Genomic DNA, 15,175 nt, shown 5'->3' with positions numbered 1-15,175 from the left:
TTCGCTCGCTGCGCTCGCTCATCGCGCCACCTCGCTTCGCTCGGCGTCACGACGAGGCACCACCGCACCGAGCCCGATGATTCGCTCGCTGCGCTCGCTCATGGGTGTTCCCCGGCCGGTATCGGGGTCAGCTCGGTGACCCGGCCGTCCTCGACCCGCAGGATGCGGTCGACGTCGGTCAGCAGGGCGGGCCGGTGGGCCACCAGGAGCGCGGTGCGGCCGGCGACCAGTTCGCGGGTGGCCGACAGCACAGCTGCTTCGGCGGCGGCGTCGAGGCGTGCGGTCGGCTCGTCGAGCAGCACCACCGGGGCGTCCCGCAGGAACGCCCGGGCCAGCGCCACCCGTTGCCGCTGTCCGCTGGACAGGCCGTGCCCCCGCTCGCCGAGCGTAGTGTCCAGTCCGTCGGGCAGGGCGGCGACCACCTCGTCCAGCGCGGCGACGTGGACCGCGGCGGCGAGGGCGGTAGGGGTGGCGTCGGGGGTGCCGAGCCGGATGTTGTCGGCCAGCGACGCCGCGAAGAGGTGGGCCCGCTGCGGCACCCACGCCACCTGTCGCCGCCAGCCGTCGAGGTCGGCGTCGGTCAGGTCGACCCCACCGACGGTGACCCGACCGCCGGTCGGACGGACGAAGCCGAGCAGCAGGTTGAGCAGGGTGCTCTTGCCAGCGCCGCTTGGTCCGATGATCGCGATACGTTCGCCGGGCCGGATGGTCAGCGTCACGTCCCGCAGCGCCGTGGTGCGCTCGTACGCCACCGTCACCGATTCGAAGCGGATCTCGGCGCGCCCGTCCGGTCGCGTGCCCACCCGACCCGCCGACGCCCGGGGTGCCGAGCCGGAGAGGGTGAGCGCCTCGCCCAGCGCGGTGAGCCCTTCCATGCTGGCGTGGAACCGGCTGCCGGCCGCCCGCAGCGGCAGGTACGCCTCCGGAGTCAGCAGCAGCACCAGCAGTGCGGTCTGCAGCGCCAGACCACCGCCGAGCAGCCGGATGCCGACCGGGACGGCGACCAGCGCCACCGACAGGGTGGCCACGAGTTCGAGCACCAACGCGGAGAGGAACGCGATCCGCAGCGTCTTCATGGTGGCGATCCGGTGACCGTCGGCCATCCGCCGTACCGCGTCGGTCTGCGCCCGGGCCCGGCCGAACGCGCGCAGCGTGGGCAGCCCGGCCACCATGTCCAGGAAGTGGCCGCCGAGCAGCGACAGCCGTCGCCACTGCCGCTCGGTGGCGGCCTGCGCCTGCCACCCGAGCAGCGCCCCGAAGATCGGGATGAGCGGCAGCGTCAGCGCGATGATCACTGCCGAGCTCCAGTCGGCGAGGAACACCCGACCCAGCACCGCGACCGGCACGGTGACGCTCAGCACGAGCTGTGGCAGATAACCGGTGAAGTAGGCGTCGAGCGCGTCCAGCCCCCGACCGGCGAGAGTGGCCAGTTGTCCGGCCCGCTGGCCGGCGACCCAACCGGGGCCGTGCCGGGCGACCGCGCCCAGCAGATCGGCCCGCAGCGCCGCCTTGACCGTGGCGGCCACCCGTGCGGACACCGCGCCCTGCGCCCAGACCACGAGCGAGCGGGCCGCGACGGCGGCCACGAAACCGCCGAGCGCGGCCCGGTCCAGGCGCCCGGTGAAAGCGGTGGCCAGCAGCACGGCCAGGGCGGTGGCCTGCGCCACGACGAGCCCGGCGGCGAGCACGCCGAGCAGCGTGAGCAGGGCGAGGTCGCGTCGGGCCGCAGGAACCCGGCGCAGCAGCCGCGGGTCGAAGGGGCGACGGTTCACCAGTACACCGGTGCCCTACCGTCGGTTCGTCCTCGGAAAATCCACACGCACATCGCCTGGAAGCCTAGTAGGGCCGGCAGCAGCGGTACCGTCAGCCAGCCCAGCAGCCGCAGGGTCGGCCCGCTGGCGGCCGCGTCGGTGACCGTCAGTGAGGCGCTCGGTTCGACGGTCGAGACCAGCACGTACGGCCAGAGGGTCGCCCCGACCAGCAGCACCGGCAGGGCCAGCGCCGTCGCGGTGGCCGCGAAGGCCACGCCGGGCCGTTGCCGTCGGAGCGCCGCCCGCGCCGCCAGCAGGGCCACCACCAGCAACACCACCAGCAGTACGCCGACCGCGGGGCGCTGCGCGGCGGCGCGTACCCGGTCGGAGAACGCACCGACGACGGCGGCCGTGCCGACCGCGACGGTCGCGGCGAGGAGCAGACGGCGGGCCAACGGCCGGAGCCGGTCGCCCTCGACGGCGGGTGACCGGAGCGCGAGGAAGGTCGCCCCGTGTGCCACCACCAGCGTCACCAGGGCCAGCCCGGTGGCGGCGGCGAACGGGGTGAACAGGTGTGTCACCCCGGCCACGTGTCCGTCGGGCCGCAGCGGTACACCCTGGAGCAGCCCGGCGAGCACCACGCCCCAGCCGAGCGCCGCGAGCAGGCTACCGACCACGATCACTCGATCCCACGCGGTGCGGGCCCGTCCGCTGCCCGGACGGCTGCGTAGTTGCACCCCGGCGGTCACCAGGATCACCCCGACGAGCGCGGCGGCCACCGCCGGGTAGCTGCCGGCGAGCAGTTCCCCCTCCAGTAGCGGGAAAGCGCCGAACAGGATGCCGGCGGCGGCCACCAACCACACCTCGTTACCGAGGAAGAAGGGCCCGACCGCGTTGAGCGCGGCGCGTCGGCGGGACGCGTCGGCGCCACCGGCGAGCAGCAGGCCGACGCCGTAGTCGTAGCCGGCGAGCACCAGGTAGCCGGCGAAGAAGAGGCCGAGCAGGGCGTACCAGGCGAGTTCCATTTCCGGCTCCTCAGGCGAACGCGGGTTCGGGGCGGGAATCGTCGGCCGGCGGTTGGGCCGGCGGGCGGCCGAGCGCCGGATCGGCGGCACCCCGGGCGGCGTGCCGGGCGAGCAGCACCCAGTTCGTGACGGCGAGGGTGCCGAGCAGCAGGGTGAAGCCGACCAGCGAGGTCGCCATCAACCAGGGGCTGACCGGGGAGACCGCCTGGTCCACCGGCAGCAGCCCGTACGCCACCCAGGGATGGCGGCCGACCTCGCGGGCGATCCAGCCGAGGATCAGTGCGATGAACGGCAGGGGCAGGGCGAGCATCAGCAGCCAGAGCGGGAACCGGAGGCGGATGATCCAGTCCCGCCAGAGCAGTGGGACGAGCAGCCAGAGCAGGCCGAGGGCGAAACCGATGAGGATCATGAAGCCGAGGCCGACGTCGGACAGCGCGGGCGGCAGATAGTCGCCCGGGCCGAACCTGGCGGTCCAGTCGGCGATCAGCGCGTCGGCTTCCGGGTTACCCCCGAACTTGGTGGGCTGTATCCCGCCCACCGGCCCGAACTGGGCGAAGCCGAACCCCTGCACAAGAGTGATCGACAGCGCGGCGGTGACCAGCCCGATCCGCAGCGAGGTGCGGAACAGCGCGTGGTCGATGGTGCGCCGGTCGAGGTGCCACGCGCTGACCGCCGCCATCAGCAGCCCGCCGGTAAGCAGGGCCGCCGACACCACGTGCCCGAGCGCCATCCACAGCGCCGGGTTGGTCAGCAGCGCCGGGAAGTCGGTCAGCTGGGCGACGCCGTCACGTACCTCGTATCCGACCGGATTCTGCAACCAGGAGTTGGCCACCATGATCCAGAAAGCCGAGACGTACGCGGTGATCGCGACACCGTAGAGCAGGGCGAGGTGCGCGGCGCGACGCAGTCGGTGCCAGCCGAAGATCCACATGCCGAGGAAGGTCGACTCCAGGAAGAAGGCGGCCAGGGTCTCGATGGCCAGCGGGGCACCGAAGACGTTGCCGACGTAGCGGGACAGTCCGCTCCAGTTCAGCCCGAACTGGAACTCCATCACGATGCCCGTGGCGATGCCGAGCACGTAGTTGATCACGTAGAGCTGGCCCCAGAATCGGGTCAGCCGCTCCCACCTGGGGTTGCCGGTCACCACCCAGGCGGTCTGCATCCCGACGAGCAGGGTGACCAGGCCGAGTGTGACGGCCACGAAGAGGAAGTGGACCGAGGCGGTCATGGCGAACTGCAGACGGGCGAGGAGCAGGGTGTCCATGGCGGCTCTTCCGGGACGGGGGTCGATGCAGCATAGGGAGCCTACCTGTAGAGAAACTACGTATGGGTCCGTGGCGAGAGCCGAACCGGCATGATCAGGGTTAGTTCAGGGGTCTGTCAGCTGAGGAAGAGTGAGACCGGCAGGGCGGCCACGGTCGCCGTCACGGCCAGCGAGGTGGCGCCGAGCAGTCGGGGCGGGCGGGCGGTGACCAGCAACCGCTGCACCCGTACGTCCAGGTCCCGGTCGCCCATGCCGAGCGCGCCGGCCGGCGTGATCCGGTTCCCGGCGGCGGCGAACCGGCGCAGCGCGCCGGCCAGCGGGGCCTCGGCGTGCAGCTCGCGGGCCTTGTCGTCGGCGCGCATCTCGACCAGCAGGGAAACCCGCTCATGCGCCTCGCGGACCCAGCGGAACCAGGGCAACGCGCGACAGAGAGCGGTGAACGGCAGCAACACCAGGTCGTGCCGCTCCTGCGCGTGCGCCCGCTCGTGGGTCAGCACCGCCGCCAACTCGGCCCGGTCGAGCAGGCTGAGCGTGCCGGCACTCACCACCACCCGTGGCTTCACCCCGGGGAGGCAGTACGCCGCCGCACCCGGGTGGTCGAGCACCAGTGCGCCGGGCACGGTGGGATCCCGCCGGGCGACCAGGGTGAGCAGGTCCCGGTGCCGGCGTTGGGCGCGTACCGCGCCGTGGATGCTGCGTACCGTCGTGGTCAGCAGCACCGCCCCGATGCCGAGACCGACGCCGACCAGACCCAGGTGCACGGCACCGAGGCCGGCCGGCAGGGTGCCGTGCCGAAGATCGCTGACCAGCGCCAGCAGGGCGCTGCCGGTGCCCCGCTGGTACGGGGCGAGACCCAACGCGATCGGCAGACCCATCGCGGAGAGACCGACCCCCAGGCCGATCGCCTGCCAGCACAGGATCGCCACCCGAGGACTGCGCCACGTCCAGGTGGAGCGGGCCAGCACCTGGGCGATCAGCCAGCAGGCCACCATCGAGGCGGCGAAGTGCAGGGTGTGCGCCACGGCGTCGCCCCTACCGCTCCACGGCGGGGTGTGACGCCCCGTCGGCCGGTGGCGACTCGACCCGATTGGTCAACCCGCGTGCGGCGCTGTCCACCGACTGCCCCGGCGCGTCGCCTGTCGTCCGGTTCTGCCCGGGTGCCTCGCTTGCCGTCGGGGCCCGCCGCAGTACATCACCTGCCGGATGCACCTGCCCGGGAGCATCGACCGTCAGCCCGGCCTCCGTCGTGAGTGCCGCGCGCAGCACGTCCGCCTCGGTGCCGGTGACCGAGCGGGCGAACCGGACCAGCGCCGCGTCCCGGCTACCACCCAGGTCCAGCGCGTCGAGCATGAGTTGGGCGATATACGCCTCCCGGCTGGCCGAGGCGCGGTACCGCCACGCCCGCCCTTCCCGCTCGCGCTGCACCATGCCCTTGCCGGCCAGCCGGTCCAGCACGGTCATCACGGTGGTGTACGCCAACTCGCGTCCGTCCAACGCGTCGGCCACCTCACGCACGGTGACCCCATCCGACGTGCCGGGGACCCCGTCCCACAGCACGTCCATCACCGCACGCTCAAGATCCCCCAGCCGAGTCACCCCCCAATCCTACCCCCCGTAGTAGACCCACCCCACCAACACCCACCCCACCCCAATGCACACCCACCCCACCCACCCCACCCACCCCAAGCACACCCAACCCCACCCACACCGGCCCCCGCGCGCACCTCACCCACGCCCCCGCGCGCACCTCACCCACGCGCCCGCCCACCGCAGCAACTTCAGGGATGGTGCTGCCTCGTCACCCACTCGACCCAGCAGTTTCCGGGAAGTTGCCCGGACCTTGAGCGAGCACCCGGGGCGACAAAGCAACAGGGGGGAGGAACGGAAGAGGGGACGGGCAAGAGGCGGAACGGGAAGGGGCGAGAGACGGAGACGGCGGACCGGGGAGCCGGGCACGTCGGTCTCGACGCGGCGCTGCGCCAGCACCGACCCGCCGTGGTAGCTGACCACGCCCAGCGACGGGAGCCGGGAAGGACGGGGGACCGGAAAGGACGGCGGACCGGGGACCCGGACGCTGGGCAGCGCCCCGAGAGCCGTGAACCACGGACGGTCCGTGCGCACGTCAGGGTTTCCGGGGAGCCCCGCCCGCGCAGGGATCAAGCCTGACCGCCCGGAGCGGGCGGGGCTCCCCGGAAACCCCAGGAGCGGAGGCTCCCCGGAAGGAAACCCCACCCAAGCGAGGCTTCCCGGAAATCCCAAGAGCGGGGGAGAGTCAGACCCCCTTGGGGTGCCAGACGGTCTTCGTCTCCAGCAGGGCCGTCATCCGGCCGAGCCCCGGATCCGCCGACCAGTCGTGACCGTCCGCTGCCGGCCGGAGCACCCGCTTGAGGTTCTCCGCCGCCTTGACCTCCAGGTCGGCCGCCAGCTCAGCGTCGGTCACGCCGGTCAGGTCGAGGGCGTTGACGTCCATGTGCGCGGCCAGCGTGGGCACGGTCTCGGGCCACCGGCCGGTGAGGATGTTGACCACCCCACCGGGCAGGTCGGAGGTGGCCAGCACCTCGGCCAGGGTCACCGCGGCCAGTGGTGCCGTCGGGGAGGCGGCCACCACCACCGTGTTGCCGGTGACGATCGCCGGGGCGATCACGCTGACCAGCCCGAGCAGGGCCGGTGTCTCGGGGGCGACCACCGCCACCACGCCGGTCGGCTCGGGCGCGGACAGGTTGAAGTACGGCCCGGCGACCGGGTTCGCGCCCCCGTACACCTGCGGGAGCTTGTCCGACCAGCCGGCGTACCAGACCCAGCGGTCGGTGGCCGCGTCCACCTCGTCGCCCGGTACTCCGAGCGCGACGAACTGCTCGCGCCGGCCCTCCAGCATCTCGGCGACCCGGTAGAGGATCTGACCCCGGTTGTACGCGGTCGCCCCGGCCCAGCCCTTCACCGCCGCGCGGGCGGCCACCACGGCGTCCCGCGCGTCCTTGCGGGAGGCCAGCGACACGTTGGAGTCCTGCACGAGATACGACCGTCCCGACTCGCTACGCGGGAACTTCCCGCCGATGAAGAGCTTGTACGTCTTGCGTACCGCGACCCGCTCAGACATTGAGGTACGCCTCCAGCCCGTGCCGGCCGCCCTCGCGACCGTAGCCCGACTCCTTGTAGCCGCCGAACGGCGAGGTCGGGTCGAACTTGTTGAACGTGTTGGCCCACACCACCCCGGCGCGCAGCCGGTCGGCCATCCACAGGATCCGGGAGCCCTTCTCGGTCCAGATCCCCGCCGACAGCCCGTACGGCGTGTTGTTGGCCTTCTCCACGGCCTCGGCCGGGGTGCGGAAGGTCAGTACGGACAGCACCGGGCCGAAGATCTCCTCGCGGGCGATCCGGTGTGCCTGGGTGACCCCGGTGAAGATGGTCGGCGCGAACCAGAAGCCCCGCTCGGGCAGTTCGCACGGCGGTGACCACTGCTGCGCGCCCTCGGCGGTGCCGGCCTCGGTCAGCTCCCGGATGCGGGAGAGCTGGGCGGCCGAGTTGATGGCACCGATGTCGGTGTTCTTGTCCAGCGGGTCACCGAGGCGCAGTCGGGCCATCCGCCGCTTGAGTGACTCCAGCACCTGCTCGGCGACGGATTCCTGGATCAGCAGCCGGGAGCCGGCGCAGCAGACGTGCCCCTGGTTGAAGAAGATGCCGTTGACGATGCCCTCGACCGCCTGGTCGACCGGGGCGTCGTCGAACACGACGTTGGCGGCCTTGCCGCCGAGTTCCAGGGTCAGCTTCTTGCGGCTGCCGGCGACCGCGCGGGCGATGGCCCGGCCGACGTCGGTGGAGCCGGTGAAGGCGACCTTGTCCACGTCGGCGTGCTCGACCAGCGCCCGGCCGGTCTCGCCGGCGCCGGTCACGATGTTGACCACACCGGCCGGCAGGTCGGCCTGCTGGCAGATCTCGGCGAACAGCAAGGCGGTGAGCGGGGTGGTCTCGGCTGGCTTCAGCACCACCGTGTTGCCGGCGGCCAGTGCCGGAGCGATCTTCCAGGCCAGCATCAGCAGCGGGAAGTTCCACGGGATGACCTGCGCGGCCACGCCAAGAGGCTGAGGGTACGCACCGCTGTGCTGGCTCGCCGGCCTCCGGCCGAACCCGGCGTACTCCAGCTTGTCGGCCCAGCCGGCGTAGTAGAAGAAGTGGGCGGCGACCAGCGGCAGGTCGACGTCGCGGGACTCCCTGATCGGCTTGCCGTTGTCGAGTGACTCCAGCACGGCCAGCTCACGCGAGCGTTCCTGGATGATGCGGGCGATCCGGAACAGGTACTTGGCCCGGTCCCGGCCCGGCATCGGACCCCAGACCTTCTCGTACGCCTTGCGGGCCGCCCGGACCGCGCGGTCCACGTCCTGCGCGCCGCCCTCGGCGATCTCGGCCAGCACCTCCTCGGAGGCCGGGTTGATCGACTTGAAGCTGCCGCCGTCGGCCGGGTCGACGAACTCCCCGTTGATGAAGAGCCCGTACGAGGGCTTCAGGTCTACCACCGAGCGCGACTCGGGTGCGGGTGCGTATTCGAACATCGCGGTCAGTCCAGGGTGAAGTAGTCGGGGCCGGCGTAGACGCCGGTGGTCAGCTTGGTGCGCTGCATCAGCAGGTCGTTGAGGAGGCTGGAGGCGCCGAAGCGGAACCAGTCCGGGTGCAGCCAGTCCGGGCCGACGGTCTCGTTGACCATGACCAGGTACTTGATCGCGTCCTTGGTGGTCTTGATGCCACCGGCCGGCTTCACGCCGACCTGTCGCCCGGTGGCGGCCCGGAAGTCGCGGACCGCCTCCAGCATCACCAGGGTCACCGGCAGCGTGGCGGCCACCGGCACCTTGCCGGTGGAGGTCTTGATGAAGTCGCCGCCCGCGAGCATCGCCAGCCACGAGGCGCGGCGCACGTTGTCGTAGGTGGCCAGCTCGCCGGTCTCCAGGATCACCTTGAGGTGGGCGTTCCCGCTGGCCTGCTTGGTGGCGACGATCTCGTCGTACACCTCGGCGTAGCGGCCGGCCAGGAAGGCGCCCCGGTTGATCACCATGTCGATCTCGTCGGCGCCGGCCTCGACGGCGGCACGGGTGTCGGCCAGCTTGATCTCCAGCGGTGCCTGGCCGGACGGGAAGGACGTGGCCACGCTGGCCAGATGCACCGCAGATCCGCGCAGCACCTCGGCCACGTGCGGGACCATCGCGGGGTAGACGCAGACCGCGCCGACGTGCGGGCAGGACGGGTCGGCCGGATCGGGCCGCAGCGCCTTCGCGGCGAGCGCCCGTACCTTGCCCGGGGTGTCCGCGCCCTCCAGCGTGGTCAGGTCGACCATCCGGATGGCGAGGTCGATCGCCTCGGCCTTTGCGGTGGTCTTGATGGATCGGGTGCCGAGTTGGGCTGCCCGCTGCTCCGCGCCGACCTGGTCCACGCCCGGTAGGCCGTGCAGGAAGGTCCGCAGAGCGGTCTCGGATCGTCCCAGCTCGGAGAGGTCCGAGCGGGCCGACGTCGCTGTCGCCGTCATGCCCCGAAGTCTACGCAGGTTGACGCCGCGTGATCTTGGTCACTGGGTTCGCCGGAGCGCGCAGGGGTGAGCGAGGTCGCTGGTCGAGGCCGGGGCCCGCGCGTCGGTATCCGGGACGGGTAGGTTGAGCGATCGTGGACGTACTCGTCATTGACCACCCGCTCGCCCAGTCCCGGCTGACCGCCATGCGGGACGCGCGCACCGATTCCTCTACGTTCCGGGCGGCGCTGCACGAACTCACCACCATGCTGGTGTACGAGGCCGCCCGTTCCTTCCCGGTGGAGACCTACCCGGTGCAGACGCCCGTGACCGCCACCGAGGGCACCCGGCTGGCCAACCCGCCGCTGCTGGTGCCGGTGCTGCGGGCGGGTCTCGGCATGGCCGACGCCGCGCTGGGGCTGCTGCCCGAGTCCTCGATGGGCTTCGTCGGGCTGGCCCGTGACGAGGAGACCTTCGAGCCGCGGGCCTACATGGAGTCGCTACCCCGGGACCTCGCCGGCCTGCCGGTGCTGGTCCTCGACCCGATGCTGGCCACCGGCGGGTCCCTGGAGCACTGCTGCCGGCTGCTGGCCGAGCGCGGCTGCACCGACATCACCGTGCTCTGCGTGCTCGCCGCGCCAGCCGGCATCCAGCGGTTGGAGCGTTCCGGGCTGCCGCTGCGCCTGGTCACCGCTGCCATCGACGACGGTCTCAACGACAGCATGTTCATCGTGCCGGGCCTCGGCGACGCCGGTGACCGGCAGTTCGGCGGCATGCCCCGCTTCTGACGCCCGGCGGTTTGTGGTGCGGGTGATGCCGGCACCGGCTACCGTCTCGGGCCATGACTGGTGTGCCGCTCGCCGAGGAACTGCTCCTGCTCGCCTACGACGACGAAACGGGTAAGGCGACCCTGCCGCGGATCAGCCTCGACCTGGGGATGGCCGCCGCCGTGCTCATCGAGCTGGCGCTGGCCGGGCGGATCGCGTACACCGACGGGGCCCTGACCGCGGTGGACCCGACGCCCACCGGCGAGCCGGTCACCGACGCGGTGCTGGCCAAGATCGTGGCCGACACGCCGCACAGCCCCTCCTCCTGGGTGCAGCGGCTGCGGCACGGCCTGCGCGACCGGATTCTCGGCGACCTCTGCGAGCAGGGCGTCGTCCGGGACGTCGACGAGACCGAGCTGGGCTTCATCCACGTGCACCGTTACCCGGTGGTGGACCCGACGGTGGAGGAGGAGACCCGGCAGCGGCTCGCCGTGGTGCTCACCGGCGCCGCTCCGGACGAGCGCACCGCCGCACTCGCGACCCTGGTCGCCGTGCTCCGGATGGAGTCCGCCCTCGGGGTCACCGGCGAGGACGCCGACGCCGCCCGCCGCCGGCTCGAGGAGATCGCCAGCGGCGCCGGCTTCTCCGGCGAGGTCAACCTGGAAGACTCCGTGATCCGCCCCTCCGTAGCCCTCGTCGTGGCCGCCCTAGGCCGCGCCGTCGAACACGCCCTCGGCCCACGCCGCCCGCACGAATCAGGTTGATCATGAGGTTGGCGGCACTCCTGGAGATCAACTTTGCCGCTAACCTCATGATCAACCGGGTGGGACGCCGAGGGCGTGGGCGAGTTCGGTGCGGAGGGTGGTTACGGCGGAGGTCGCGCGGGTGCGGGCCGCCGCTACGTCGCCCTCGGCGACCGGTTCCACCACTTCGAGGTACGCCTTGAGCTTCGGTTCGGTACCGGAGGGGCGGACCACCACCCGGGCCGCCGCGGTACGCAGGATCAGCACGTCGGCGTCGGGGAGCAGGTCCTGTGTCTCGGTGACCGGCTGGCCGAGCAGGGTGGTCGGGGTGGTGGCGCGGATCCGGGCCATCGCGTCGGCGATCAGGCGCAGGTCGTCGACGCGTACCGAGAGCTGGTCGGTCAGGTGCACGCCGAACTCGGCGGCCAACTCGTCCAGCCGGTCGGTCAGCGTGCGCCCCTGTGCCTTGAGGCCGGCGGCCAACTCGGCCACGGTCAGCGCCGCGGTGATGCCGTCCTTGTCGCGTACGTGGTCCGGGGCGACGCAGTAGCCGAGCGCCTCCTCGTAGCCGAAGACCAGTGGCTCGCTGCCGTCACCGGCCCGGACGATCCACTTGAACCCGGTGAGCGTCTCCCCGTACGGCAGCTCGCGCGCCGTGCACATCGCCCGTAGCAGTGACGACGAGACGATCGTGGTGGCGTACCGGCCGGTGACCCCGCGTCGCATCAGGTGATCGGCAAGCAGTACGCCCACCTCGTCCCCGCGCAGCATCCGCCAACCCGGTCCGTCGGGCCCGCCGGCAGGGTCCCGGACCACGACGGCACAGCGGTCGGCGTCCGGATCGTTGGCGATGGCCAGGTCGGCGTCGGTGCGCTCGGCGAGCGCGACCAGCCGGTCCACCGCGCCCGGCTCCTCGGGGTTGGGAAAGCTGACGGTGGGGAAGTCCGGGTCCGGCTCGGCCTGGTCGGGCACCACCCCGGGCGTCGGAAAGCCGGCGGCGGCGAACGCGGCGGTGAGCACCGCCGCACCGACACCGTGCAGCGGGGTGTACGCCACGGTCAGCTCCCGGGGCCCGCCCGGGGTGACGACACCGACCGCCCGCGCCACGTATGCGGCGACCAGGTCGTCACCGAGCACCTGACCGGCGGGGCCGAGCGGCACCTGCCCCAGCGGACCGACCGCGCGGATGGCGGCCTCGATCCCGGCGTCGGCCGGCGGCACGATCTGCGCACCGGCACCCAGTTCCCCGCCCAGTTCGGCACCGAGGTACACCTTGTAGCCGTTGTCCTGCGGCGGGTTGTGGCTGGCGGTCACCATCACCCCGGCCACCGCCGACAGGTGCCGCACCGCGTAGGCGAGCACCGGGGTGGGCAGCGGGCGGGGCAGCAACAGGGCCGGGCGGCCCGCTCCGGTGGCCACCTGGGCGGTGCGTTCGGCGAACTCGCGGGAACCGCGCCGGGCGTCGTACCCGATCACCAGCGGGCCGGTGCCGCCCTGGTCGGCGAGCCAGGCGACCAGGCCGGCGGCGGCCTGGGTGACCACCGCGAGGTTCATCCCGTTGGGGCCGGCCCGCAGCGGCCCGCGCAGCCCGGCCGTGCCGAAGGTGAGCGGCCCGGCGAACCGGTCGGCCAGCTCCGGCGCGCTGCCCGGCAGTTGGTCGAGCACCGCCCGCAGCTCCGCCCGGCCGGCCGGGTCGGGGTCGTCGGCGAGCCAGCGTTCGGCCCGCTCGCGGATCGTGTCGAGGTCAGTGGTCTCCGCCGCCATGGCCTCTTGATAGCACGGCGGCGGATCTCCCCGGGCGGCTGCCCTGACTCAGCCGGCCGCCGTGAGCTGGAACGACTTGAGCATCGCCGCGTAGATCGGCTTGCTCTCCTCGAAGCGCGCGTCGGTCGAGGTGAGGTAGAACGAGTAGAGCCGGCCGTCGTGGGCCACCCCGTGCCAGATGCCGTGCCGCATCTCGGCGCCCTCGCCGCAGGTGTACTCGAACTCGGCCGAGGGCTTCCCGGCCAGCTCCTTCTCCGTCATGGCCACCTGGGTGTACGGCTTGGCACAGGAGGCCGACCGGGTCTTCAGGCCGTTCTCGGCGACCTGCGCCCAGCGGACCGAGGTGCCGCTCCACTTCTCGTTGAGGATGCGTACCCGACGGCCGCTGTCCTCGGGGTCGGTGTAGTCGATGTAGACCCCACCGGCGGGCGCGGCCCGTTTCCAGCCCTTGGGCACCAGCATCTGCACCCCGCGTGCCGAGTGCTCCTGCATCTCGATGCCGGGGCCCTCGTCCGTCGAGGTGGACGGCTCGGCGACCGGGGTGGTGGGCGTCTCGTCGCCGCCGCTGGCGAAGGCCACGATGCCGACCAGCAGCAGTACCGCGAGGCCACCGGCCGCCGCCAGCTGCATCTTGCGGGGCCAGCCCTTCACGGTGTCGACCACCCGGGTGCCGGCGGCCTTCGCCCGGTCCACCGGGCTGGTGCCGCCGCCGGCGGCGGGGGTCGGCGTGCCGTACGGCTGGTTCGGTGCGGCCGGCCACTGCGCGGCACCGTAGGCGCCGACCTGCTGGGTCGCGTCGGGCTGCGGGCCGTAGCCACCGACCCGCTGGGTCGCGTCGGGCTGCGCGCCGTAGCCACCGAGCTGCTGGGTGGCGTCGGGTCCGGCGCCGTAGCCGCCGATCCGCTGGGTCGCGTCGGGCTGGCCGCCGTAGCCGAAGACCTCCGGCCCGACCCGCTGGGTGCTGTCCGAACCGATCCGCTGGGTCGCCTCGGCACCGCCGTAGGTGCGGCCGGCGGGCGGGGACATGGCGGTACCCCGCTGCGCGGGACGGGCCAGGGCGTCGGCGCTGGTGTCCTCCATCGCCGCGGCGCCGGCCGCGGCGGCCTGGCCGGGGCGTTCGCCCCGACGCAGCGCGGCCAGCCGGTCGGTGAGCGACTCGCCGGGCCCCAGCATCGCGCGGCCGCCGATCTGCCCGGACGGGGTGGGCTTGGCCGGGGCGGCCGGCGCGCTGATCGGCGCGGGCTGCGGCACCGGCATCACGGAGTACTGGTCGGTCATCGAGTTGACCCCGGCGGCGCTGCTGCTCAGCGGACCGGCCAGCAGCTCGCGCAGCATGGCGCGGGCGGTGTGCACGTCGAGTCGGCGGGCCGGGTCCTTCTCCAGCAGACCCATCAGCACCCGGGTCAACGGGCCGCTGCGCTGGGGCGGCGCGGGCGGATCCTCGACCACGGCGTGCATGGTCTCGATCGGGTCGCCCCGGTCGAAGGGCGGCCGGCCCTCCACGGCGGTGTAGAGCGTGACGCCGAGGGAGAACAGGTCGCTGGGTGGGCCGAACTCCTGCCCCATGGCCCGCTCGGGCGAGATGAAGTGCGGTGAGCCCAGCACCATGCCCGGGGTGGTGAGCTGCACGTCGGTGGGCATCCGGGCCACGCCGAAGTCGGTGAGCACGCAACGGCCGTCCGAGCAGATCAGCACGTTGGCGGGCTTGACGTCGCGGTGCAGCACGCCGATCGCGTGGGCCACCTCGAGCGCGCCGAGCAGCGCGATCCCGATCTTGGCGACCACCCGCTGGGCGATCGGCCCGTCCTCGATCACCATGTCGGCGAGGCTGCGGGCGTCCAGCAGCTCCATCACGATCCACGGCCGGCCGGCCTCGGTGACCACGTCGTACACCTGCACCACCGCCGGGTGCGCGATGGCGGCTGCGGCGCGGGCCTCGCGCAGGGTGCGTTCGTACATCGCGTCGCGGTCGCTCGGCGCCAGGCCGGGTGGGAGGACGACCTCCTTGACCGCCACGTCACGGCGCAGGAGCGTGTCCGTGGCCCGCCAGACCGTACCCATGCCACCGTTGCCCACCGCCGAGCGCAGCGAGTACCGGTCGCCGATGACGGTGCCGGGTGTCGCGCGTCCGTTGGTGGGAGTGCTGACTGGTCCGCCGCTCCACGTCGGGATCTGAGTCACAGAAAAGCCACCGGGGGAAGTCGAGAGGGCTGGGACACAACCCCCCTATCTTGCTGGTTCAGGCGCCCGATGCGAAAGCCGGCGCGGCGGACGTTTCCACTACTCGACGGTACGTGTGCGGCCACTCACCTCTTGTCGCCGCAGCGCGGGCGTGATGTGGGGTACCCCTAACCCGTCGGAGGCCCGCCG

The 15,175-nt window shown here is 72.6% G+C and carries 11 protein-coding genes and 1 pseudogene; 2 read left to right on the top strand and 10 right to left on the bottom strand.

Features of this window, described 5'->3' with window-relative positions; all coding sequences use genetic code 11:
- Positions 1–98: 98 nt before the first annotated feature.
- From cydD to deoC, 8 genes and pseudogenes are all read right to left on the bottom strand, one after another.
- Positions 99–1,772 carry a thiol reductant ABC exporter subunit CydD gene (gene cydD, locus V5O40_RS13110; RefSeq protein WP_332905686.1) on the bottom strand — a complete coding sequence of 558 codons (1,674 nt, stop codon included), beginning with the start codon at positions 1,770–1,772 and terminating at the stop codon, positions 99–101.
- Positions 1,769–2,776, bottom strand: a complete 1,008-nt coding sequence (gene cydB, locus V5O40_RS13105) for a cytochrome d ubiquinol oxidase subunit II (protein WP_332905685.1) — start codon at positions 2,774–2,776, stop codon at positions 1,769–1,771. The genes cydD and cydB overlap by 4 nt, the downstream gene beginning before the upstream one ends.
- A 10-nt stretch (positions 2,777–2,786) precedes the next feature.
- Positions 2,787–4,040: a cytochrome ubiquinol oxidase subunit I gene (locus V5O40_RS13100; protein WP_332905684.1), complete on the bottom strand. Its 1,254-nt coding sequence runs from the start codon at positions 4,038–4,040 to the stop codon at positions 2,787–2,789.
- Positions 4,041–4,156: 116 nt separating this feature from the next.
- Entirely contained in the window at positions 4,157–5,062 is a 906-nt protein-coding gene (locus V5O40_RS13095) for a M56 family metallopeptidase (protein WP_332905683.1), read from the bottom strand.
- A 222-nt stretch (positions 5,063–5,284) separates the two neighbouring features.
- Positions 5,285–5,636: pseudogene (locus tag V5O40_RS13090) on the bottom strand (BlaI/MecI/CopY family transcriptional regulator); the annotation flags it as partial.
- 676 nt (positions 5,637–6,312) lie between these two features.
- Positions 6,313–7,137 carry an aldehyde dehydrogenase family protein gene (locus V5O40_RS13085; RefSeq protein ID WP_332905682.1) on the bottom strand — a complete coding sequence of 275 codons (825 nt, stop codon included), beginning with the start codon at positions 7,135–7,137 and terminating at the stop codon, positions 6,313–6,315.
- Positions 7,130–8,587, bottom strand: coding sequence for an aldehyde dehydrogenase family protein (locus V5O40_RS13080; protein ID WP_332905681.1), 1,458 nt, complete (start codon positions 8,585–8,587; stop codon positions 7,130–7,132). The genes V5O40_RS13085 and V5O40_RS13080 overlap by 8 nt, the downstream gene beginning before the upstream one ends.
- 5 nt (positions 8,588–8,592) lie before the next feature.
- The gene (gene deoC, locus V5O40_RS13075) at positions 8,593–9,552 is read right to left on the bottom strand and encodes a deoxyribose-phosphate aldolase (RefSeq protein ID WP_332905680.1); all 960 of its coding nucleotides are present in this window, start codon (positions 9,550–9,552) and stop codon (positions 8,593–8,595) included.
- Positions 9,553–9,686: 134 nt separating this feature from the next.
- Here deoC and upp point away from each other — a divergent pair, with 134 nt between their 5' ends.
- Both upp and V5O40_RS13065 read left to right on the top strand, forming a co-directional pair.
- The gene (upp, locus tag V5O40_RS13070; protein ID WP_332905679.1) at positions 9,687–10,319 is read left to right on the top strand and encodes a uracil phosphoribosyltransferase; all 633 of its coding nucleotides are present in this window, start codon (positions 9,687–9,689) and stop codon (positions 10,317–10,319) included.
- Between the two features lie 53 nt (positions 10,320–10,372).
- Positions 10,373–11,062 carry a GOLPH3/VPS74 family protein gene (locus tag V5O40_RS13065; protein WP_269739865.1) on the top strand — a complete coding sequence of 230 codons (690 nt, stop codon included), beginning with the start codon at positions 10,373–10,375 and terminating at the stop codon, positions 11,060–11,062.
- 51 nt (positions 11,063–11,113) lie between these two features.
- Here V5O40_RS13065 and V5O40_RS13060 read toward each other — a convergent pair whose 3' ends face one another.
- Both V5O40_RS13060 and V5O40_RS13055 read right to left on the bottom strand, forming a co-directional pair.
- Positions 11,114–12,805: a phospho-sugar mutase gene (locus V5O40_RS13060; RefSeq protein WP_332905678.1), complete on the bottom strand. Its 1,692-nt coding sequence runs from the start codon at positions 12,803–12,805 to the stop codon at positions 11,114–11,116.
- 48 nt (positions 12,806–12,853) lie between these two features.
- Complete coding sequence (locus tag V5O40_RS13055) at positions 12,854–14,986, bottom strand: serine/threonine-protein kinase (protein WP_332905677.1); 2,133 nt, start codon at positions 14,984–14,986, stop codon at positions 12,854–12,856.
- Positions 14,987–15,175 lie beyond the last annotated feature (189 nt).

Source organism: Micromonospora palythoicola, assembly GCF_036689795.1.
Classification (GTDB): domain Bacteria; phylum Actinomycetota; class Actinomycetes; order Mycobacteriales; family Micromonosporaceae; genus Micromonospora; species Micromonospora palythoicola.
The sequence above is the reverse complement of the archived record's forward strand: the minus strand, read 5'-3'. Positions and strand labels throughout refer to the sequence as shown.